The sequence below is a fragment of the Citrobacter sp. RHBSTW-01013 genome (genome assembly GCF_013781985.1).
Classification (GTDB): Bacteria; Pseudomonadota; Gammaproteobacteria; order Enterobacterales; family Enterobacteriaceae; genus Citrobacter; species Citrobacter braakii.
The window spans coordinates 275252-296292 of the sequence record NZ_CP056185.1 but is presented as its reverse complement, the minus strand read 5'-3'; the positions used below and the strand labels follow the sequence as shown (position 1 = coordinate 296292).

Sequence of the window (21041 nt, the reverse complement as noted above, 5' to 3'; positions counted from 1 at the left end):
GTGCTTAACGATCCCCGTTTTACGGCTGAAGTCGAGCTAACTATTCCGTTTCACGACGTCGATATGATGGGCGTAGCGTGGCATGGTAACTACTTCCGTTACTTCGAGATTGCCCGTGAGGCACTGCTGAACCAATTCGATTATGGCTATCGGCAGATGAAAGAATCTGGCTATCTGTGGCCCGTGGTCGACACTCGGGTGAAGTATCGCAATGCGCTGACTTTCGAGCAGCGTATCCGTGTACGCGCCCAAATTAAAGAGTACGAAAATCGCCTGCGAATCGGCTACGAAATTTTTGATGCCGAAACAGGTAAACGTGCTACAACAGGCTACACCATCCAGGTCGCCGTCGACGAAAAAAGCCGTGAACTGTGCTTTGTCAGCCCGAATATTCTGTTTGAACGGATGGGAGTGACACCATGAAATTATGGCCATTGCTCGTGCTGCTCGTCAGCCCTTTCGTCAGTGCCCTGACGCTCGACTCCCTACAACAGCGTTTTACCGAACAACCGGTGGTTCGCGCCCACTTCGATCAAACCCGGACGATAAAGGATCTACCACAACCGCTGCGATCTCAGGGCAAGATGTTGATCGCCCGCGACAAGGGGTTGCTGTGGGATCAAACGTCCCCGTTCCCGATGCAGCTGCTGCTGGATGACAAACGGATGGTTCAGGCAATTAACGGTCAACCACCGCAGACCGTTACCGCTGAGAATAACCCGCAAATGTTCCAGTTTAATCATCTGCTGCGGGCGTTATTCCAGGCGGATCGTAAAGTGCTGGAACAAAACTTCCGCGTGGAGTTCGCAGACTTAGGAGAAGGTCGCTGGACGCTACGCCTGACGCCAATCACCACACCGCTGGATAAGATTTTTGCGACGATTGATTTAGCAGGAAAGACCTACCTGGAGAGCATTCAGCTCAATGATAAACAGGGCGATCGCACCGATATCGCGCTTTCCCAACACCAACTAACGCCAGCGCAACTGACCGATGACGAACGCCAACGCTTTGCCGCCCAGTAAACGTCCCGCGCTGTTATGGGGAGTCATCTGCCTGCTTCTGCTGGGCATCTTTCTGACGCTGCTACCTCAGGCCCGCCTTAACAGCAGCGTGCTGGCCATGTTGCCAAAGCAGACGCTGGGCGCTATACCTCCGGGTCTGAACGAGGGATTTATGCAGCGCCTTGACCGTCAGGTGGTCTGGCTGGTGAGTCCCGGTAAGCAACCGGACCCAGCGATAGCCCGGGACTGGCTGGCTTTACTGCAAAAATCGCACGCGCTAGCCCAGGTAAAAGGTCCAATGGATGCCGACAGCCAGCAGGCCTGGGGGGCATTCTTCTGGCAACATCGTAACGGCCTGATAGATAACGAGACCCGCGCCCGGCTGCAAAACGGCGGCGAAGCGCAGGGCCAGTGGATCCTGTCCCAACTTTACTCCGCATTCTCTGGCGTCAGTGGCAAAGAGCTACAAAACGATCCCTTCATGCTGATGCGTGGCTCGCAGCTGGCCATGGCCAAAACTGGGCAGCGTCTGCGCCTGATGGACGGCTGGCTGGTCACCCAGGATGAACAAGGCAACTATTGGTATCTGTTACATGGCGAACTGACCGGTTCATCGTTTGATATGCAACAGACGCACCAATTGGTCACCACGTTGAATACGCTGGAAGGTGAGCTCAAAGCCCACTATCCACAGGCTCAACTGCTGTCTCGCGGGACGCTGTTCTATAGCGATTACGCCAGCCAGCAGGCGAAAAAAGATATCTCTACTCTCGGCATAGCCACTGTGCTCGGGGTGATCCTGCTCATCGTGGCTGTATTTCGTTCGCTGCGTCCGCTGCTGCTGTGCCTGATTTCGATTGGCATTGGTGCGCTGGCGGGGACCGTCGTCACGCTGCTGATTTTTGGCGAGCTCCATCTGATGACGCTGGTGATGAGCATGAGCATCATCGGTATTTCCGCCGACTATACGCTCTACTATTTGACCGAACGGATGGTGCACGGTGCGGAAACATCGCCATGGCAAAGCCTTGCCAAAGTGCGCAATGCCCTGCTCCTGGCGCTACTCACCACCGTAGCAGCTTATCTGATTATGATGCTCGCCCCCTTCCCCGGTATTCGCCAGATGGCGGTATTCGCGGCGGTAGGTCTGAGCGCCTCCTGCCTGACGGTCATTTTCTGGCACCCGTGGTTGTGTCGTCGGTTGCCGGTACGCCCGGTGCCGGCAATGGTACTCATGCTACGCTGGCTTGCTGCATGGCGACGCAATAAAAAACTCTCCGTTGGCCTGCCGCTGGCACTGGCGTTGTTCTCGCTGGCAGGAATAGCGACGCTGCGCGTAGATGATGATATCTCCCAGTTACAGGCGCTGCCGCAGGAAATTCTCGCTCAGGAAAAAGCGATTACCGCCCTGACCGGGCAAAGCGTCGACCAGAAGTGGTTTGTGGTGTACGGCAAATCCGCTCAGCAAACGCTGGAGCGGCTGGAAACCTTTACCCCCGCGCTGGAACAGGCAAAAAAAGACGGGTTACTCAGCGGATATCGCACTATTCCGCTCAATTCACTCGCCCGGCAACATCAGGATCTCTCTCTGCTAAAAGATGCTTCTCCCGCCATCACGAAAGCCCTAAACAACGCCGGGCTGGCAACGGTGAACCCCGATCTTAGCGCCATGTCTGTAACCGTCGATGCCTGGCTTGCCAGCCCAGCCAGTGAAGGCTGGCGCTTGCTATGGCTGTCTCTGGCTGATGGCGAAAGCAGCGTATTGGTTCCCGTTGAAGGGGTGAAACAAAGTGATGCTTTAAATACGCTCAGCGCGAAATATTCCGGCGTGGCGTGGGTGGATCGCAAGAGCAGCTTTGACAACCTGTTTGCCCTTTATCGCCATATTCTGACCGGCCTGCTGTGCATTGCGCTGGCGGTGATTGCCTGTGGCGCCATCATTCGGCTTGGCTGGCGTAAGGGCTTAATTAGCCTGGTGCCCTCAGTGCTGTCTTTAGGTTGTGGTCTGGCAGTACTGGCCCTGAGCGGTCATGCGCTCAACTTGTTCTCGCTGCTGGCACTGGTGCTGGTACTGGGAATTGGCATTAACTACACGCTGTTTTTCAGTAATCCACGCGGTACGCCACTGACGTCGCTGCTGGCTATCACGCTGGCGATGATGACCACGCTCCTGACGCTCGGCATGCTGGTCTTTAGTGCCACTCAGGCAATCAGCAGTTTTGGCATTGTGCTAGTAAGCGGTATTTTCACCGCATTTTTGCTGTCACCGCTGGCGATGCCAACGAAAAGAGAGAAGAAAAAACGATGAGTAAACCGATATTTCGTTGGTTGAGTGGGCTTTTGCAGAATGGCGGCATTGCCTTATCCGATCTACGTCAGCACACCATTTGTAGACCGGATAAGCGCAGCGCCATCCGACAGGGCCTGCTCGTCGCCACATTGCTGCTGGCAGGTTGCAGCCACTCACAGCCGGAACAGAAAGGCCGCCCGCAAGCCTGGTTAGAGCCGGGTATTCGTGTAACGCTACCTGCTCCGGGTATTTCTCCCGCGGTGAATTCGCAACAACTACTAACCGGTAGTTTTAACGGCAAAACTCAGTCACTGTTGGTCATGCTCAATGCTGATGACAAGAAAATCACACTTGCCGGGCTGTCATCAGTCGGCATTCGCCTGTTCCTCGTGACTTACGATGAAAAAGGACTGCACACCGAGCAATCGATCATCGTTCCACAATTGCCGCCAGCCAGCCAGGTGCTGGCTGACGTGATGCTTAGCCATTGGCCGATTAGCACCTGGCAACCGCAATTACCCACAGGCTGGACGCTCGTCGATACGGGTGATAGGCGTGAGCTGCGCAATGCACGCGGCAAAGTGGTCACGGAAATCACGTATCTGAATCGAAAAGGAAAACGCGAACCGATCAGCATTGAGCAGCACGTTTTTAAATACCACATCACCATTCAATATCTGGGTGACTGAGATGATCTACATTTCTGCCGTTGGCATGATTAACGCGTTGGGCAATAACACTGATGAAATCGCAGCCAACCTCACTCGTGGCATAGCGCCGGGAATGCGCCCGCGCACGGGCTGGCTGCAAGGACACCCATCCGCCGTGTTAGCAGGCGTTGACGGTGAGTTACCCGCTATTCCTCAGCACTTTAGCGCTCATCGTTCGCGCAACAACCAGCTATTGCTGGCAGCACTGATGCAAATCCAGCCGCAGGTGGACGACGCTATCGCCCGATTTGGTCGCGATCGTATTGCTGTTGTTCTCGGCACCAGCACCTCCGGCCTGGATGAGGGTGACGTTCACGTTGATTTGATGCTCAACGGCAAAGAGAGCACTGACTGGCGCTATCCGCAACAGGAACTGGGCGATCCGTCGCGTTTTCTTAGCCACTGGCTGGCGCTGGATGGCCCGGCCTTTACGCTCTCAACCGCCTGCTCGTCCAGTGCAAGGGCTATTATGAGCGGACGTCGTTTGATCGAATCTGGTCTGGTCGATATCGCCATTGTCGGCGGTGCGGATACGCTAAGCCGAATGCCAATCAACGGATTCCACAGTCTGGAATCACTCTCCCCAACGCTGTGTCAGCCGTTTGGCCGTGACCGTTGTGGGATCACCATTGGCGAAGGCGCCGCCTTGATGGTATTAACCCGCGAGCCACAGCCTATCGCGCTCCTTGGCGTCGGCGAATCCAGCGACGCGTACCATATTTCGGCTCCCCATCCACAGGGGGAAGGTGCCATTCGCGCCATCGACCAGGCACTTAACGACGCAGGAATGACGCCGGAACACGTGGGCTATATCAATCTGCACGGTACCGCCACACCGCTAAACGATCAGATTGAGTCCAACGTCGTGAGCGCGCTATTTGGCGAAACGGTCCCGTGCAGTTCAACCAAACACCTGACCGGGCACACACTGGGCGCCGCGGGGATCACCGAAGCAGCTATCGGTGTGTTGATTCTGCAACGCGACCTGCCGCTACCACCGCAGGATTTTAGCCAGTCACCACGCGATGAAACATTGCCAGCCTGCGGCATCATTGAACAGCCGCAGTCACTGACTCGCCCGGTTATCTTGTCAAATTCGTTTGCCTTCGGCGGTAATAATGCCAGCATCCTGCTCGGGAGAATCTCATGAGCCACTATTTATCACCGGGCGACTATTTGCCGCATGATGCGCCAATGCTGCTCCTTGAAGAGGTCGTCAGTGTGGCGGACGAAACCGCCATCTGCCACGTGACGGTATCAGCAAACAGCGTACTGGCCCCTTTCCTCGACCCCGATGGCAATCTACCTGGCTGGTTCGCACTGGAACTGATGGCGCAGACCATTGGCGTCTGGTCTGGCTGGCACCGCCAGCAACAAGGTCAGGCGAGTATTACGTTAGGCATGGTACTGGGCGCACGTGAGTTAGTCTGTGCCACAGGTGTTCTGCCTGCCGGGAAGAAGCTGAGCATCCATGTCAAATTGCTGATGCAGGATGCACGATTCGGTAGCTTTGAATGTGCCATCCAGGCAGACAACGAGACGTTGGCGACCGGTCGCGTCAACACCTTCCAGCCGACATCAGAAGAAATTAACACGCTATTTCAACAAGGAGCGTCCACATGAGCCGTTCAGTTTTAGTTACGGGTGCCAGCAAAGGTATCGGTCGCGCCATCGCCAGACAACTGGCCGCGGACGGTTTTGTGGTCGGCGTACACTATCATCGCGATGTGCAAGGAGCACAAGAAACGCTGGATGCTATCCTCGCCGCTGGCGGCGCAGGGCGCCTGTTGACATTTGATGTTGCCAATCGCGAGCAGTGCCGCGAAATACTGTCGCAAGATATTGAGGCAAACGGCGCATGGTACGGCATTGTTAGCAACGCTGGGGTCACTCGTGATGCCGCTTTCCCTGCGCTCAGTGATAACGACTGGGATGCGGTGATCCATACCAACCTCGACAGCTTTTACAACGTCATTCATCCGTGCATTATGCCGATGATCAGTGCACGCAAGGGGGGCCGTATCATCACACTGTCTTCGGTTTCGGGCGTGATGGGCAACCGCGGTCAGGTCAATTACAGTGCGGCAAAAGCCGGAATTATTGGTGCCACTAAAGCGCTGGCCATCGAACTGGCAAAACGCAAAATTACCGTAAACTGCATTGCACCGGGACTCATTGATACCGGGATGATCGAGATGGAAGAAGCCGCATTGAAAGAGGCGATGTCGATGATCCCCATGAAACGGATAGGTCAGGCTGAAGAAGTGGCCGGGCTTGCCAGTTATTTAATGTCGGATGTGGCGGGCTATGTAACTCGCCAGGTGATTTCCATCAATGGAGGGATGTTATGACACGTCGTGTCGTGATTACAGGCATGGGCGGCGTCACCGCCTTTGGGGAAAACTGGCAGGCTGTCTCCGCCAGGTTATTGGCATATGAAAATGCGGTACGCAAAATGCCGGAGTGGCAGGTTTATGACGGACTGCACACACTGCTGGGTGCGCCGATCGACGACTTCACTCTACCGGAACACTATACCCGCAAGCGAATTCGCGCCATGGGTCGCGTATCGCTGATGTCCACCCGCGCAACAGAGCTGGCGCTTGAGCAGGCCGGGCTGATTGGCGATCGGGTACTGACTAACGGTGAAACCGGGATCGCTTATGGTTCATCAACCGGTAGTACCGGTCCAGTGAGCGAGTTCGCGACCATGCTGACCGAGAAGCATACTAATAACATCACCGGCACGACCTACGTGCAAATGATGCCGCACACCACTGCCGTTAACACTGGATTATTTTTTGGTCTGCGGGGGCGAGTCATTCCGACATCCAGCGCCTGCACATCCGGTAGCCAGGCAATTGGTTACGCATGGGAAGCCATTCGGCACGGTTATCAAACAGTGATGGTCGCCGGCGGTGCAGAAGAACTGTGTCCTTCCGAAGCCGCCGTGTTTGATACACTGTTCGCTACTAGCCAGCGCAACGACGAGCCGAAAACCACCCCCTCCCCGTTCGATGAAAAACGCGATGGTCTGGTCATCGGAGAAGGCGCAGGTACGCTGGTGCTGGAAGAGCTGGAACACGCTAAAGCGCGCGGAGCAACGATTTATGGTGAAATCGTTAGCTTTGCCACTAACTGCGATGCTGCCCATATCACCCAGCCACAGCGCGAAACAATGCAGATTTGCATGGAAAAATCGCTGAATATGGCCGGTATTAGCGCCCGTGATATCGGATATATTTCAGCGCACGGTACCGCAACCGATCGCGGTGATATTGCAGAAAGTCAGGCAACCGCTGCAATTTATGGTGATAATGTGCCGCTATCCTCGCTTAAAAGCTATTTTGGACATACCCTTGGCGCTTGTGGCGCACTAGAGGCCTGGATGAGTCTGCAAATGATGCGAGAAGGCTGGTTTGCGCCTACGCTCAATTTGAGTCAGCCAGATGCTAATTGTGGAGCGCTGGATTACATTATGGGTAAAGCCCGCAAGATTGATTGCGAATTTTTGCAGAGCAATAACTTTGCGTTTGGCGGCATAAATACTTCTATCATCATTAAACGTTGGCCCTGATATGTACCGGATCGTTCTTGGGAAAGTTTCTGTTTTAAGCGCTGGCACACTGCCTGCCGCACTGCGTGAGCAGGCCCCGCAAGGCGCTCGTCGTGCGCGCTGGCTGGCAGGTCGCGTGCTGCTTTCCCATACTCTTTCGCCATTACCGGACATCGTCTACAGCGAGCAAGGAAAACCGGCCTTTTCCGCTGACACACCGCTGTGGTTCAATCTCAGCCACAGCGGTGATGATATTGCCCTGCTGCTCAGCGACGAAGGGGAAGTCGGCTGTGATATTGAAGTCGTTCGCCCGCGCGATAACTGGCAGACGCTGGCAAATACGGTGTTCAGTCTCAGGGAACATGCCGAAGTTGAGGCCGAACGCCCGGAGCAACAGCTGGCGGCGTTCTGGCGCATCTGGACGCGTAAAGAAGCTATCGTGAAACAGCGTGGCGGCAGCGCCTGGCAAATTGTCAGTGTCGACAGCACCGCGCTAACCTCCTCACTCTCAGTCAGCCAGTGCCAGCTCGATACCCTGAGCCTGGCGGTGTGTACGCCCACGCCGTTTACTCTGACCGCCGACGCCGTGCAGCGTCTGGAAGCCTTAGCGTAAATTTTCCGGGAAGTTTTCCGGCAATTCACTGGCCGCACAGGCAATAACGCTGTCATTATTCGCCCCACAGTCACGCACGAAGGTGATGGTCGCAAACTCGTCAATCACCTCAGTTGGATATGCCGGACCCGCATCGCGATATGACATCATCAGCGGAATATGGTCATTCTGGAAACAGACCGTTTTTTGCGGATGGTTAATCACCCAGCGTGGGAAAAAGATGGTGCCGTGAAAGAGTTTGTCGCCCAGATTTACGATCAGGCTGACGTCGGTCCCGGTCGGTTCGGTCCATGAAATTTTATAAACACTCTCGCCAACCCGCACAATGTACGCCCGCTGATCCTTCACCCAACGATTCCCCACAATGCCGCTGTGAATACGGTAATCCAGAGTGGTGTCGTTTTTCACGTAGATCTCGTAATTCCAGCCATTATCGTAGGTATAGACCAGATGTTTGCCGACAAAGCCGCTCAAATCATGTTTATCAAAAGTGCTCATATTCGTTCTCCTCTTACTTGATGCGAGGATCTTACCGCTTCAAAAATTGGATGAATAACGCTATGTTTACATCATATTCATTCAATTTTTAGATGAGTTATGCACAAGACAACGCTGGAGCAATGGGCCTTACTGGAGAAAGTCGTGGAGCTGGGCAGCTTTGCGAAAGCTGCGGAAGAGACCAACCGTAGCCAGTCTTCGGTGAGCTACAATCTGGCGCTACTGCAGGAGCGGCTTGGCGTGACGCTGCTGACGCCGGAAGGTCGCAGGGCGGTATTAACCCCTGCGGGAGAGCTACTGTTGGGCCAGGTCAAACCGTTACTGAAGTCCTTTTTATGGGTGGAAACCCGGGCAGCAACGTTGCAAAACGGCACGCGAACGCGGCTGGATTTCATGGTAGATAGCATCTTCCCACGCAAACGCCTGTTCGCGATCCTCAAGCAGTTTCAGCAGGCGTGGCCGCAGACGCAGGTACGTTTGACCGAAGTACTGGAGAATGGTGACGATCGACTGGCAGCGCATGCCGATGCGGACGTGATGGTCCTGACCCGACGCCAGGATATCACCGGCCGCGGCGAATGGCTGATGAATATTGACTTCGTGGCCGTTGCCCACCGCGATCACCCGCTCTGCATGCTGGATGCGCCGCTGGATGAAGACGCATTACGCGCGTGGCCGCTGATTCGCATTGCCGATCGCGACACCCCGCAGCAAGCGGTGCGCGATGCCTGGACCTTCTCGACCATTGATGCCGCGATTGAGGCGGTGATGTATCAGGTCGGTTACGGCTGGTTGCCTGAGGAGCGAATTCAGCAGCAGCTTGAGCAGGGGCTATTACGACCGCTGCCGTTAAGCCATGGCGCTCGCCGTGCCACCCCGCTGCATCTGATCGTCAAAGACACGCTCGCGCCGCTGGATGAACAGGTAACAACCCTGCTGCGTTTATTGCGAGAGCATTAACCTTTTCCCCGGATGCCGGACGTGTGTTACAAAATACGCTATTCCCCTTACTCCCTGTGCGCCCACGCGCCACATGAAAGGTTAATTGCAGATGCAACGAGTCACCATTACCCTCGATGACGATTTACTGGAAACGCTCGACAGCTTGAGCCAGCGCCGTGGCTATAACAACCGTTCCGAAGCGATCCGCGATATTCTGCGCGGCGCACTGGCGCAGGAAACCACCCAGGAGCACGGCACTCAGGGATTCGCAGTGCTCTCGTATGTTTATGAGCATGAGAAGCGTGACCTGGCGAGCCGTATTGTTTCCACCCAACATCACCACCACGATTTATCAGTCGCCACACTGCACGTGCACATCAACCATGACGACTGTCTGGAAATCGCTGTGCTAAAAGGTGACATGGGCGATGTGCAGCATTTTGCCGATGACGTGATTTCCCAGCGCGGCGTGCGCCACGGTCATCTGCAGTGCCTGCCGAAAGAAGAGTAATTGCCTGTTATGTTGCCCGGCCTACATTCATTCCCGTTTGTAGGCCGGATAAGGCGCAGCCGCCATCCGGCAATAGTATTTACGCCATCGTGCCAATCGTCTTTCTGAAACGCAGCAGCGCTATCAGGAAGAACGTACTGCCAATCGCCAGCAGCGTCAGGAACTGCGGCCAGACAATGTTAAACCCTGCGCCGCGGTAAAGAATCGCCTGCGCAAGGCTAACAAAATGGGTAGTCGGCATCGTCAGCATAATGTCCTGCACCGCCTGTGGCATGCTTTCACGCGGTGTAGAGCCGCCGGAGAGCATCTGTAACGGCAGCAGTACCAGAATCATCAGCAACCCCAGTTGTGGCATGGAGCGCGCCAGCGTGCCCATAAAAATGCCGATTGATGTGGTGGCGAACAGGCTCAGCGCCACTCCCAGCATAAACAGCGGTATCGAGCCTTCAATCGGTACGCCAAGCACACCTTTTACCATCAGCATCAGCGACAGACCGGAAACCACCAGCACCACCAGCCCCATCGACCAGATTTTTGCCATCATGATTTCAAACGGCGTCACTGGCATCACCAGCAGGTGCTCAATGGTCCCGTGCTCACGCTCGCGAATCAGCGCCGACCCGGTAAGCACAATCGCCAGCATGGTGATGTTGTTGATAATCGCCATCACCGCGCCAAAGCGGGCGGGTTCCAGATTAGGGTTAAAGCGCATACGCATTTCCAGCGCCACCGGCAGCTCGCTGTTTTCGCGGTAACGCGACACAAAGCTGTTCACCTCGCCACTGATGATATTTTGGATATAGCTGTTGCCAGTAAAGGCCTGGCTCATTCGCGTGGCATCGACGTTAACCTGGATATCCGGCTGCCGTCCGGCCAGTACATCGCGCTGAAAATCAGGCGGAATATTCACAGCGAAGGTATAGCGCCCGGCATCCAGCCCGGCATCCATCTCATCGGCGGTAATCATCTCCGGCGGTAAAAACCACGGACGATAAAAACTGTTCACAATGCGATTCGACAACTGCGACTGGTCCATATCGGCAATGGCAATCGGCGCCAGGTGCAGCGACCCAGGCAGAACGGTCGCAGAAGAGTAAACCGAGACCGTGAAGGCGAAGACGATCAGCGTCAGCATCGCTTTGTCACCCAGCAGGCTGCGTAACTCTTTGATGCCGAGGTTATAAATATTCCGTAATCGGCGCATCACCCCTCCTGTTTTTTCAGCAGCAATACGCTCAGACCAATGACCACTGGAATGGCTACCGCCAGCGGAATAAACAGCGGCCAGAGATCGGTCAGATCCAGCGCTTTAGAGAACGTCCCGCGCGCGATGGTCAGAAAATGGCTGGTTGGGTAAATTTCGCCAATCCACCGTCCCGGCCCTTCCAGCGAGGCGACCGGGTCGATCATCCCGGAAAACTGCGTCGCCGGGATCAGCGTAATAATCGCCGTACCAAAAATGGCGGCGATCTGACTTTTCATAAACGTGGAAATTAACAATCCCAGCCCGGTGGCAATGGTGACGTACAGCAGCGCGGCCAGCGTCAGGGTCACAAAACTCCCCTTATGCGGGACGCCGAATACAAACACCGACAGCGCGCACAGCAGCAGGAAGTTCAGCATGCCCAGCACGATGTAAGGCAACTGTTTGCCGAGTAAAAACTCGCTGCGGGTAGTGGGCGTCACGTACAGGTTGATAATCGACCCCAGCTCTTTCTCACGCACCACGCTCAGAGCGCTGAGCATGGAGGGGATCATCATCAACAGCAGCGGGATCACCGCCGGAACAATCGCTGGCAGGCTTTTCACATCCGGGTTGTAACGATAGCGAGTTTCAATGGTCATCAATCCGTTTTGCCCGCTGGTATTTGGCTGACGCGCCATCACATCCTGCAGCCAGGTCTGGTGCATCGCCTGCACGTAGCCTCTGACCGTTTCCGCACGGCTCGGCATTGCGCCATCGACCCAGACGCCAATCTTCACCGGCGTTCCACGCGCGATATCGCGGCCAAAATTTGGCGGGATCTCTATGGCTACCGCGACTTCGCCCGAGCGCATCCGTTTGTCCAGCTCGTCATAGCTGGTGAGCGGCGGCTGCTCGATAAAATAGCGCGATCCCGCCAGATTCAGCGTCCACGCCTGGCTGCTGACTGTCTGATCACGATCGAGCACCGAAAAACGCAGGTTTTCCACATCCATGCTGATGCCGTAGCCCATGATCAGCATCAGGATCACCGTGCCCATCAGCGCCAGCGTTGAACGTACCGGGTCACGTCGCAGCTCCAGCGCTTCGCGGCGGCTGTAGCTGAACAAGCGCCGCAGGCTAAATCCCTGGTGCGGCGGCTGACTGTTTTCATGCACTGCCGGGACATTGGCTGGCGGTAACTGAGCCTCCGGCGCCGGACCTGCCGCTTCCTGTAACCAGGAGATAAACGCCTCTTCCAGACTGGCGGCACCACGCTGTTTCACCAGCTCCTGCGGCGTACCGCTGGCCAGGACTTTTCCGGCGTGCATCAGCGACATGCGGTCGCAGCGCTCCGCTTCGTTCATAAAATGGGTGGAGATAAAAATGGTCACTTTATCCTGACGCGACAGATCGACCATCAGTTGCCAGAACATGTCTCTCGCCACCGGATCGACCCCGGAGGTTGGTTCATCGAGAATGAGCATCTCCGGGCGATGGATCACCGCCACCGCCAGCGACAGGCGTTGACGGATCCCCAACGGCAGCGCGCCAGGCAACGCGTCTTCGACATCGGTCAGCGAAAAGCGCTCACTCATTTCTTGTACCCGCCCCGGGATTTCTGCTTCGGGGATATGGAACAACCGCGCGTGTAGCTCGAGGTTTTGCCGTACGGTCAGCTCGCTGTAGAGCGAAAACGCCTGCGACATATAGCCTACCCGGCGACGGGTATCGATATTCTTCGGGTCAACCGCTTGCCCAAACAGCCACGCCTCACCTTCACTTGCGGGTAGCAGCCCGGTGAGCATTTTCATGGTGGTGGATTTACCGCAGCCGTTGGAGCCGAGAAAACCGAAGATTTCCCCGCGCGGAATACGAAAGTTAACGTGGTCAACGGCCACGAACTTGCCGAAGCGCATGGTCAGATCTTTCGCCTCGATGGCAATCTCTTCCTGCTCAGCGTGATACGGCGGGATCACCACTGGCTTATGCGCCTGACGCTGGGCTTCGGGTAACAGCGCGATAAACGCCTGCTCCAGCGTGTCGGTGTTGGTTTTTTCGCGTAGCTGCTGCGCGCTCCCGGTGGCCAGCACCTCCCCGGCGTTCATCGCCACCAGCCAGTCAAAGCGCTCGGCTTCTTCCATGTAGGCGGTCGCAACCAGCACGCTCATGTTGGTCTGCCGCTGGCGAATGCTGTTAATCAGATCCCAGAACTGGGCGCGGGACAGCGGGTCGACCCCGGTGGTAGGTTCATCGAGAATTAACAGTTCTGGGTCATGGATCAACGCGCAGCACAGCCCCAGCTTTTGCTTCATCCCACCCGAGAGTTTCCCGGCCGGACGATCGCGAAACGGCGCCAGTCCGGTGCTGTTCAGCAGCTCGGTAATCCGCGCTTCGCGCTCCGCTTTGTCATGGCCAAACAGCCGGGCAAAGAAATCGACGTTCTCATACACCGACAGCGTGTGGTACAGGTTTTTCCCCAACCCCTGCGGCATCCAGGCAATGCGCGGGCAGACATCCCGGCGATGTTTCGGGTCGCGCATATCGCCGCCCAGCACCATCACGTTACCGTGTTCAATGACTCGCGCGCCGGAGATGAGCGACAGCAGGCTTGATTTTCCGACGCCATCCGGGCCAATCAGCCCCACCATACAGCGGGCGGGGATATCCAGCGTGATATTGTTCAGCGCTACCGTTTTCCCGTAATGCTGACTCACGCCGTCAAGGTGCGCCACGGGAGGAACGGGAACCAGCGCCAGATGCGTCATTGCGGCAACCTCACCATCAGGTCGTCAGGCCAGGCTCGATTTTCATCGACACGCACCCACGCCATGCCCGGCAGACCGGTTTTCACGTACTCGAGATGCTGCTGCAATAGCTCTGGCGGGATACGCGCTTTAACGCGGAACATCAGCTTCAGCCGCTCATCGCTGGTTTCGACCGTTTTCGGTGTGAACTGCGCGACGCTTGCCACAAAGCTGATGGTCGCCGGAACACGCAGATCCGGTGCGGCATCCAGCACCAGACGCGCTTCGCCGCCAATCTTCAGTAAGCCAGCCTGTTCGGTAGGCAAGAAGAACGTCATGTAGACATCGCTGAGATCGACCATATTCAGGACGCGCCCCCCCGCAGAAAGCACCTCACCCGGTTCAGCAACGCGGTACTGCACGCGACCATCGCGCGGGGCTTTCAGCTCACTGTCATCAATATCAGCCGCAATACGACGTTCGGTGGCCTGCGCGGCTTCTACGCGGGTTTGCGCCTGAATGATGCTAGTGCGAGCGGCTTCAATTGCGGCTTTTGCCGCTGAGACCTGCGCCTTTGCGGATTCCAGCGCCGCACGTGCGCTTTCTGCCGCGGCCCGATCGTCATCCAGTTGTTGCTCAGACACGGCCCCACGCTGGGATAGCGAACGGGAACGCACGTGGCGTTTAGAAACCGACTGCAGCTCCGCCTCGCGCTGTTTTACTACCGACTGCGCGGCGCGCATTTCACTTTGCCGCTGTTCCAGCAGCGCTCGCGCCGCCGCCACCGCGCTTTCGGCCTCTTTGATTTGCGCGATCGCTTCCAGCCGCTGCTCCTGCAGCACGCGAGTATCCATTTTCGCCAACACCTCGCCCTGACGAACGAACTGCCCTTCCGACACAAGGATCGTGTCAATTCGCCCGGCAATCTTGGTAGCAATATCCACTTCGGTGGCTTCAATTCTGCCGTTGCTGGCTGCGAACCCCTCCGGTATTCCGGCAGGACGGAGCATCCACCATGCTATCGCAGCCACCACGACCAGGGTGCCCGCCCCCCACCACATCACATGACGCTTAAACTTATCCATATTCGACCCGCCGTAATCCCTGTTATCAAACGATGCGTGTCACAAAGCCCACTGAATAGCTATTCAGCGGGAGATTCCATCCGGGATGAGAAGGAATAAGAAACCATGGCCAGAGAGCGGACAGGCGTTAAGGCAACCTGCGCCGCGCAGGAAGTGAATGACGAAAATGCTGTGAAATCGGGTAGTAATGTTGTCTTCATCAGCGTTCCTGGCCGGAAATGAAACACGCATACTCATAACTGCTATCTATTGAATACTAACACCTGGATTCAATATGTCTATTCGGTTGTAGTTTCCACTTCAGCCCTATCGCGCTCTGGCACAGGGAATATTTCGTATATCAACGATTGATAAACATTCACAACTATAAACATAATCAATAATTAGACATCGCTATAATAGTGGCTCATTTACCGATCTCGTTATGGCGAGGCTCCTGTACAAATACAAGTTACCGCCCTGCTGGTATCGAGAGAGGCCACTCAGGGAAATACAGGCATCCATCGAATCAAGGTGTTGCCAAGGTAACTTCTGACGATTTCACCATCGGGCAGATACGTTGTTCAGTGCTAAAACCAGGACGTAGGGATCCGCCTGCGCTAACCCTGTCTTGTTCGCCCCTATGAGAGATTTTTATAGGGAATTACACCATGTCATCTATGCCACTCTGCGCCGCCCATCATCCTATGCCGGATTTCAATGGCGATGCTATCGCGCAATATATGCGCACCGATTTTATTACCCTGCCGGATCATCTCAGCGTGAACGGCGCTCGTGAATACTTTGTCTCCCAGCTCACAACGGATGATATTCCAGGCCAGGTCTTTGTTGTATCTGGAAAAGCGCTGCGCGGGGTGTTATCCATCAAGCGCTTATTGCAGGAAAAAGATACATCGTTGAGCATCAACCATCTTACGGACAGTTGTTTGTTTCATGTAAAGCCTGATGATGAACGGGCACAGGTCGTTGCCGAGTTAGCCGAACGCGAACTCGATCTGGTGGCTGTCGTTGAGAAAGGTGAGCTGGTCGGTTGTCTGATGGAAAAAGAGATCGCTCATCTACAGGAAGATGATGTTACCGAAGATGTTCAGCTTCAGGGGGCAACGTTGCCGCTGGAAAAACCCTACCTGGAGATTAGCCCGTGGACATTGTGGAAAAAACGTTCTGTCTGGCTCCTGCTACTTTTTGTCGCAGAGGCCTATACCAGCAGCGTTCTTCAACATTTTGAAGAGGCGCTGGAATCTGCTATTGCACTGGCCTTTTTTATTCCACTATTAATTGGTACTGGCGGCAACAGCGGTACGCAGATCACCTCAACGCTGGTACGTTCAATGGCGCTGGGAGAAGTGCGGCTGCGCGATATGGGTCGGGTGATCCGCAAAGAAGTTTCAACTTCGCTGCTGATCGCCCTGACGCTGGGTCTGGCAGGCTGCTTGCGCGCGTGGATGATGGGTATCGGAGTGGAAATCACGCTAATCGTCAGCCTGACGCTGGTTTGCATTACGTTGTGGAGCGCCGTGGTGTCATCAGTGATCCCCATGGTGCTCAAGCGTATCGGCATTGATCCCGCCGTGGTTTCCGCCCCGTTTATCGCCACGCTTATCGACGGTACTGGGTTGATTATCTACTTTAAAATCGCCCAGTATTTTCTTGGTCTGAACTAATGATAACGCCCGGCAGCCCAGGTTGTCGGGCACCACGGTCAGGCAGGAGCCAAATCCTGCGCGCATGCCCAGGCGCTCGACCACGCCCACTGGAAGTTATAGCCGCCCAGCCAGCCGGTGACGTCCATGACTTCGCCGATAAAGTAGAGTCCCGGTACTTTGCGCGCTTCCATCGTGCGCGATGACAGCTCGTTGGTATCGACGCCGCCCAACGTGACTTCAGCGGTACGATACCCTTCCGTACCGTTCGGCTGCACCCGCCACTCGGTCAGCGTCTCAACCAGCGCTTGCTGATCGCGCACATTAAGCTGCTTCAGCGAGACATCCGGGATTTGCCCTAACTGCTGTAAGCATTCCACCAGACGCTTTGGCAACTGCATTGCCAGGGTGTTCTTTAAGCTTTGATTAGGGTGTGCGCTACGTTGGTCATCGAGGAAGCTCGCGAGGTCAACATCCGGCAACAAATTAATGCTGACAAATTCACCTGGCTGCCAAAAACTGGAAATCTGCAGCACGGCCGGACCAGAAAGCCCGCGGTGCGTAAAGAGCAGGTTTTCACGAAATACGGTGCCGTCCTCGGCGGTGATAACGGAAGAAACGGATACGCCAGAGAGCACCTGAAGCTGCTCCAGTAGCGGCTTATGTAAGGTGAAAGGCACCAGACCTGCGCGCGTAGGCAAAACGTTCAGGCCGAACTGTTCCGCAATTTTATAACCAAACGGCGTCGCGCCAAGACCCGGCATAGAGAGACCACCGGAGGCGATAACCAGCTTTTTCGTGCCGACACTCATCCCATTCAATTCCAGGACAAAATCGTCACCATCTCGCTCAACGCTCAGGATTTCGCTACGTAACCGCATAGTTACGTTACCTTTTTCACACTCATCCACCAGCATATCGACAATTTGCTGGGCGGAATCATCGCAGAAAAGCTGGCCTAGCGTTTTTTCATGCCAGGCAATACCGTGCTTACCCACCAGATCGATAAAATCCCACTGTGTATAACGCGCCAGCGCCGATTTGCAAAAATGCGGGTTTTGGCTCAAATACGCAGCCGGCTCGACATAAAGGTTGGTAAAGTTGCAGCGGCCCCCGCCAGACATGAGAATCTTGCGCCCTGGCTTTTTACCATTATCAATTAGCAGTACGCGACTACCTGCTTGTCCTGCCTGCGCGGCACAAAACATACCCGCTGCGCCAGCGCCTATAATAACGGTATCAAACCTTTCCACGTTGCTATCCTCTCTAAAAAGCGGGAGTGAATTGTAAAGATTCCTCAGTGGTCGCACCAGCACCAAACTACCGATAAAGGGTATTTATCTGAAATATATAGGATAATTCTTTAGTGGTGTAAAACAAAGCAGGAGACAAATCAAAAAAACTCTATATTTCACTTTGCCCGCGCCGCCAAAGTCACTGATAATGCGCCGCGTTCATGTCCTCAAAATGGCGTAACGTCCTATGCTACATTTGTTTGCTGGCCTGGATTTACATACCGGGCTTTTACTATTGCTTGCTCTGGCTTTCGTGCTGTTCTACGAAGCAATTAATGGCTTCCATGATACAGCCAATGCTGTCGCAACTGTGATCTATACCCGTGCAATGCGTTCGCAATTGGCGGTGGTCATGGCTGCGGTGTTCAACTTCTTTGGTGTTTTGCTGGGCGGTCTCAGCGTGGCGTATGCCATCGTGCATATGTTACCAACGGATCTGCTGCTTAATATGGGATCGTCACATGGCCTCGCCATGGTGTTCTCCATGTTGTTGGCGGCAATTATCTGGAACCTGGGTACCTGGTACTTTGGTCTGCCTGCATCCAGCTCCCATACGCTGATTGGCGCCATTATCGGTATTGGTTTAACCAATGCGCTGATGAACGGCACCTCGGTGGTGGATGCACTTAACATCCCGAAAGTTATCGGTATTTTTGCCTCGCTTATCATCTCACCTATTGTCGGTCTGGTGGTTGCAGGTGGTCTTATTTTCATTCTGCGTCGCTACTGGAGCGGTACGAAAAAACGTGCCCGTATCCACCTGACGCCGGCAGAACGTGAAAAGAAAGACGGAAAGAAAAAGCCGCCGTTCTGGACGCGTATTGCACTGATCCTCTCCGCTATCGGCGTGGCGTTCTCCCACGGCGCGAACGATGGTCAGAAAGGCATTGGTCTGGTGATGCTAGTGCTGATTGGCGTAGCGCCAGCAGGTTTCGTGGTGAATATGAATGCTTCCGGTTACGAAATTACCCGTACCCGCGATGCAATCAATAACGTCGAAGTCTTCTTCCAGCAGCGCCCTGACCTGCTTAAACAGGCCACAGGCGTAGACCAGCTGATTCCGTCCCCGACGGACGCGGCACCAGCGACGCCGACCGAGTTCCATTGCCACCCGGCGAATACCATCAACGCGCTGGAACGTGCGAAAGGTATGCTGGCGAATCTGGAAACCTACGACAAGTTAAGCGTCGAACAGCGTGGTCAGTTGCGCCGTATTATGCTGTGCATCTCTGATACCACCGATAAAGTGGTTAAGCTGCCTGGCGTAAGCGCTGACGATCAGCGTCTGCTGAAGAAACTGAAATCTGACATGCTGAGCACCATTGAGTACGCGCCTATCTGGATCATTATGGCCGTCGCACTGGCGCTGGGTATTGGTACGATGATTGGCTGGCGTCGCGTGGCAACCACTATCGGTGAGAAAATCGGTAAGAAAGGCATGACCTATGCCCAGGGGATGTCGGCGCAGATGACCGCCGCAGTCTCTATCGGTCTTGCCAGCTACACCGGTATGCCCGTTTCCACCACACACGTTCTCTCCTCTTCCGTTGCGGGAACAATGGTTGTTGATGGCGGCGGTTTGCAACGTAAAACGGTGACCAGCATTCTGATGGCTTGGGTCTTCACCCTGCCAGCAGCAATTCTTCTTTCCGGCGGGCTGTACTGGCTCTCCCTGAAGCTTATCTAAGCGAATGCGCGGTAAAAAAGCGGGTCAGGAAACTGGCCCGCTTTTTTTGTATCTGTCGTTGGAATCAGTGCCAGATAATCAGCGCAACCATGCTGATTAGCACCAGGCCGCATAGCGCGCTGGTGAGAATGAACTGACCGCGAACCCGCTCACAGCGGCGAATAAATTCATCATCATGATGATCGCGGTAACGCTGAGCGTAGATATACCACACCAGACGCATCTGCTTGTTCGGTTGCCCATGCGAGGTAAAAAAGCCCCCTCCATCGACATACTGGTAAAGCAATGGATCGCAACCACGAAGTACCACTAGCAGTGCGCGTAGCGAAGAAAAATAGCGCGCCATATTAACAATGCAAACGACACATAAAGCCCAGAACAATGCAATGGTGCTTATCATACCCCCTCCCCGGCGACCCGCCCACGGAACTCCTTTCCGGGACTACCGCTCCCCGATACCCTGCCAAACCATTCAGTGAAGAGTACTGAAGAAACCGTTCGTATTAGTATCACGCATTCGAACGCCCCTCTAGATAGTGTAGGAGATTAGTTAATTTTTTTGCCAGAAGGTTAATCGCTATCAATGCAATTAACTAAAAAATTTGTTTAACTGCTTGGCAAGCAAGGCGGATTGACGGATTATTCTGGTCGCTATAATGTAAGGATAGTCCTTATATGGTACGTTTTTACGACTGGGCTAGCCCCGCGCACAAGGTTCGCAGGACGCGGATGACGCGGCGGCAGAGAAACGCCAGCAGGCTAGTCATCGACAACTTATGGAAGGAGTAACACTATGGCTTATAAACATATTCTTATCGCGGTTGATCTTTCTCCGGAAAGCAAAGTTCTGGTTGAAAAAGCGGTCTCTATGGCGCGGCCTTACAATGCTAAAGTTTCCCTTATCCACGTTGACGTAAACTATTCCGACCTGTACACCGGCCTTATCGACGTGAATCTGGGCGACATGCAGAAACGCATTTCTGAAGAAACCCACCACGCGTTAACCGAGCTGTCCACCAACGCAGGCTACCCAATCACCGAAACCCTGAGCGGTAGCGGCGACCTGGGTCAGGTTCTGGTTGATGCCATCAAAAAATACGACATGGATCTGGTCGTTTGTGGTCACCACCAGGATTTCTGGAGCAAACTGATGTCCTCCGCGCGCCAACTGATCAACACCGTCCACGTCGACATGTTGATTGTTCCGCTGCGTGACGACGAAGAAGCATAAAATGCTTGCCGCCGGGATATAGCCCGGCCTGCCGCAAGTAGTTAAG

Annotated in this window: 20 protein-coding genes, 1 pseudogene and 1 riboswitch; of the genes and pseudogenes, 15 read left to right on the top strand and 6 right to left on the bottom strand. The window is 54.9% G+C overall.

All coding sequences use genetic code 11. The annotated features are described in order from the left end of the window. From HV350_RS01435 to acpT, 9 genes are read left to right on the top strand one after another with little or no spacing between them, the layout of a single operon-like run. The gene (locus tag HV350_RS01435; protein ID WP_046274504.1) at positions 1 to 423 is read left to right on the top strand and encodes a thioesterase family protein; all 423 of its coding nucleotides are present in this window, start codon (positions 1 to 3) and stop codon (positions 421 to 423) included. Next, complete coding sequence (locus tag HV350_RS01430; RefSeq protein WP_019078114.1) at positions 420 to 1025, top strand: outer membrane lipoprotein carrier protein LolA; 606 nt, start codon at positions 420 to 422, stop codon at positions 1023 to 1025. Before HV350_RS01435 ends, HV350_RS01430 begins: the two co-directional genes overlap by 4 nt. Next, positions 994 to 3312 (top strand): MMPL family transporter, encoded by a 2319-nt coding sequence (locus tag HV350_RS01425; RefSeq protein WP_181629656.1) that lies wholly within the window; start codon positions 994 to 996, stop codon positions 3310 to 3312. The genes HV350_RS01430 and HV350_RS01425 overlap by 32 nt, the downstream gene beginning before the upstream one ends. After that, positions 3309 to 3983 (top strand): DUF3261 domain-containing protein, encoded by a 675-nt coding sequence (locus tag HV350_RS01420; RefSeq protein WP_225622923.1) that lies wholly within the window; start codon positions 3309 to 3311, stop codon positions 3981 to 3983. Before HV350_RS01425 ends, HV350_RS01420 begins: the two co-directional genes overlap by 4 nt. Position 3984: 1 nt before the next feature. Beyond that, positions 3985 to 5154: a beta-ketoacyl-[acyl-carrier-protein] synthase family protein gene (locus HV350_RS01415; RefSeq protein WP_046274502.1), complete on the top strand. Its 1170-nt coding sequence runs from the start codon at positions 3985 to 3987 to the stop codon at positions 5152 to 5154. After that, positions 5151 to 5627 (top strand): hypothetical protein, encoded by a 477-nt coding sequence (locus tag HV350_RS01410; protein ID WP_016154864.1) that lies wholly within the window; start codon positions 5151 to 5153, stop codon positions 5625 to 5627. The genes HV350_RS01415 and HV350_RS01410 overlap by 4 nt, the downstream gene beginning before the upstream one ends. Further along, positions 5624 to 6355, top strand: a complete 732-nt coding sequence (locus tag HV350_RS01405; RefSeq protein ID WP_016157679.1) for a 3-ketoacyl-ACP reductase FabG2 — start codon at positions 5624 to 5626, stop codon at positions 6353 to 6355. The genes HV350_RS01410 and HV350_RS01405 overlap by 4 nt, the downstream gene beginning before the upstream one ends. After that, positions 6352 to 7581, top strand: coding sequence for a beta-ketoacyl-ACP synthase (locus HV350_RS01400; RefSeq protein WP_016157680.1), 1230 nt, complete (start codon positions 6352 to 6354; stop codon positions 7579 to 7581). Before HV350_RS01405 ends, HV350_RS01400 begins: the two co-directional genes overlap by 4 nt. Before the next feature lies 1 nt (position 7582). Continuing rightward, positions 7583 to 8173, top strand: a complete 591-nt coding sequence (acpT, locus tag HV350_RS01395) for a 4'-phosphopantetheinyl transferase AcpT (RefSeq protein ID WP_046274499.1) — start codon at positions 7583 to 7585, stop codon at positions 8171 to 8173. On the opposite strand, the gene HV350_RS01390 is transcribed toward acpT, so the two are convergent. Beyond that, positions 8165 to 8671 (bottom strand): phenolic acid decarboxylase, encoded by a 507-nt coding sequence (locus tag HV350_RS01390; RefSeq protein WP_142418081.1) that lies wholly within the window; start codon positions 8669 to 8671, stop codon positions 8165 to 8167. The two genes, acpT and HV350_RS01390, sit on opposite strands and share 9 nt — an antisense overlap. A gap of 99 nt (positions 8672 to 8770) precedes the next feature. Between HV350_RS01390 and HV350_RS01385 the strand changes: the two genes are divergently transcribed. From HV350_RS01385 to nikR, 3 genes and pseudogenes are all read left to right on the top strand, one after another. Beyond that, on the top strand, positions 8771 to 9631 hold the full coding sequence (locus HV350_RS01385) for a LysR family transcriptional regulator (protein ID WP_046274498.1): 861 nt from the start codon (positions 8771 to 8773) through the stop codon (positions 9629 to 9631). Further along, positions 9628 to 9708: pseudogene (gene nikE, locus HV350_RS26580) on the top strand (nickel import ATP-binding protein NikE); the annotation flags it as partial. The gene HV350_RS01385 and the pseudogene nikE, both read left to right, overlap by 4 nt. A gap of 14 nt (positions 9709 to 9722) precedes the next feature. After that, positions 9723 to 10124 carry a nickel-responsive transcriptional regulator NikR gene (nikR, locus tag HV350_RS01380; protein WP_005121550.1) on the top strand — a complete coding sequence of 134 codons (402 nt, stop codon included), beginning with the start codon at positions 9723 to 9725 and terminating at the stop codon, positions 10122 to 10124. 79 nt (positions 10125 to 10203) lie between these two features. On the opposite strand, the gene HV350_RS01375 is transcribed toward nikR, so the two are convergent. Genes HV350_RS01375 through HV350_RS01365 form a run of 3 tightly spaced genes read right to left on the bottom strand, consistent with a single transcriptional unit; the run spans position 10204 to position 15139 of the window. Continuing rightward, positions 10204 to 11328 carry an ABC transporter permease gene (locus HV350_RS01375; protein WP_181629654.1) on the bottom strand — a complete coding sequence of 375 codons (1125 nt, stop codon included), beginning with the start codon at positions 11326 to 11328 and terminating at the stop codon, positions 10204 to 10206. Then, the gene (gene rbbA / locus HV350_RS01370; RefSeq protein WP_047415903.1) at positions 11328 to 14075 is read right to left on the bottom strand and encodes a ribosome-associated ATPase/putative transporter RbbA; all 2748 of its coding nucleotides are present in this window, start codon (positions 14073 to 14075) and stop codon (positions 11328 to 11330) included. Before rbbA ends, HV350_RS01375 begins: the two co-directional genes overlap by 1 nt. Further along, on the bottom strand, positions 14072 to 15139 hold the full coding sequence (locus HV350_RS01365; protein ID WP_016154872.1) for an HlyD family efflux transporter periplasmic adaptor subunit: 1068 nt from the start codon (positions 15137 to 15139) through the stop codon (positions 14072 to 14074). Before HV350_RS01365 ends, rbbA begins: the two co-directional genes overlap by 4 nt. 411 nt (positions 15140 to 15550) lie before the next feature. Continuing rightward, positions 15551 to 15734: riboswitch (M-box (ykoK) riboswitch) on the top strand. A 55-nt stretch (positions 15735 to 15789) separates the two neighbouring features. Between HV350_RS01365 and HV350_RS01360 the strand changes: the two genes are divergently transcribed. Continuing rightward, entirely contained in the window at positions 15790 to 16803 is a 1014-nt protein-coding gene (locus HV350_RS01360; RefSeq protein ID WP_181629653.1) for a magnesium transporter, read from the top strand. A 38-nt stretch (positions 16804 to 16841) separates the two neighbouring features. Here the strand turns inward: HV350_RS01360 and HV350_RS01355 are convergent, their stop codons facing one another. Further along, entirely contained in the window at positions 16842 to 18035 is a 1194-nt protein-coding gene (locus tag HV350_RS01355; protein ID WP_181629651.1) for an NAD(P)/FAD-dependent oxidoreductase, read from the bottom strand. Positions 18036 to 18264: 229 nt separating this feature from the next. On the opposite strand from HV350_RS01355, the gene pitA reads away from it, so the two are divergent. Continuing rightward, on the top strand, positions 18265 to 19764 hold the full coding sequence (gene pitA / locus HV350_RS01350; RefSeq protein WP_016154875.1) for an inorganic phosphate transporter PitA: 1500 nt from the start codon (positions 18265 to 18267) through the stop codon (positions 19762 to 19764). A gap of 64 nt (positions 19765 to 19828) precedes the next feature. On the opposite strand, the gene uspB is transcribed toward pitA, so the two are convergent. After that, on the bottom strand, positions 19829 to 20164 hold the full coding sequence (gene uspB / locus HV350_RS01345; RefSeq protein WP_003023371.1) for a universal stress protein UspB: 336 nt from the start codon (positions 20162 to 20164) through the stop codon (positions 19829 to 19831). A gap of 393 nt (positions 20165 to 20557) precedes the next feature. Between uspB and uspA the strand changes: the two genes are divergently transcribed. Then, on the top strand, positions 20558 to 20995 hold the full coding sequence (gene uspA / locus HV350_RS01340) for a universal stress protein UspA (protein WP_003023368.1): 438 nt from the start codon (positions 20558 to 20560) through the stop codon (positions 20993 to 20995). Positions 20996 to 21041: the final 46 nt, after the last annotated feature.

Coding starts and splice junctions, on each gene's coding strand:
- HV350_RS01420 (WP_225622923.1), top strand. CDS start 3,309: ATGAGTAAACCGATATTTCGTTGGTTGAGTGGGCTTTTGCAGAATGGC.
- HV350_RS01360 (WP_181629653.1), top strand. CDS start 15,790: ATGTCATCTATGCCACTCTGCGCCGCCCATCATCCTATGCCGGATTTC.
- HV350_RS01375 (WP_181629654.1), bottom strand. CDS start 11,328: ATGCGCCGATTACGGAATATTTATAACCTCGGCATCAAAGAGTTACGC.
- HV350_RS01415 (WP_046274502.1), top strand. CDS start 3,985: ATGATCTACATTTCTGCCGTTGGCATGATTAACGCGTTGGGCAATAAC.
- HV350_RS01390 (WP_142418081.1), bottom strand. CDS start 8,671: ATGAGCACTTTTGATAAACATGATTTGAGCGGCTTTGTCGGCAAACAT.
- uspA (WP_003023368.1), top strand. CDS start 20,558: ATGGCTTATAAACATATTCTTATCGCGGTTGATCTTTCTCCGGAAAGC.
- acpT (WP_046274499.1), top strand. CDS start 7,583: ATGTACCGGATCGTTCTTGGGAAAGTTTCTGTTTTAAGCGCTGGCACA.
- HV350_RS01405 (WP_016157679.1), top strand. CDS start 5,624: ATGAGCCGTTCAGTTTTAGTTACGGGTGCCAGCAAAGGTATCGGTCGC.
- HV350_RS01425 (WP_181629656.1), top strand. CDS start 994: ATGACGAACGCCAACGCTTTGCCGCCCAGTAAACGTCCCGCGCTGTTA.
- HV350_RS01365 (WP_016154872.1), bottom strand. CDS start 15,139: ATGGATAAGTTTAAGCGTCATGTGATGTGGTGGGGGGCGGGCACCCTG.
- nikR (WP_005121550.1), top strand. CDS start 9,723: ATGCAACGAGTCACCATTACCCTCGATGACGATTTACTGGAAACGCTC.
- rbbA (WP_047415903.1), bottom strand. CDS start 14,075: ATGACGCATCTGGCGCTGGTTCCCGTTCCTCCCGTGGCGCACCTTGAC.
- HV350_RS01385 (WP_046274498.1), top strand. CDS start 8,771: ATGCACAAGACAACGCTGGAGCAATGGGCCTTACTGGAGAAAGTCGTG.
- pitA (WP_016154875.1), top strand. CDS start 18,265: ATGCTACATTTGTTTGCTGGCCTGGATTTACATACCGGGCTTTTACTA.
- HV350_RS01400 (WP_016157680.1), top strand. CDS start 6,352: ATGACACGTCGTGTCGTGATTACAGGCATGGGCGGCGTCACCGCCTTT.
- HV350_RS01410 (WP_016154864.1), top strand. CDS start 5,151: ATGAGCCACTATTTATCACCGGGCGACTATTTGCCGCATGATGCGCCA.
- HV350_RS01430 (WP_019078114.1), top strand. CDS start 420: ATGAAATTATGGCCATTGCTCGTGCTGCTCGTCAGCCCTTTCGTCAGT.
- uspB (WP_003023371.1), bottom strand. CDS start 20,164: ATGATAAGCACCATTGCATTGTTCTGGGCTTTATGTGTCGTTTGCATT.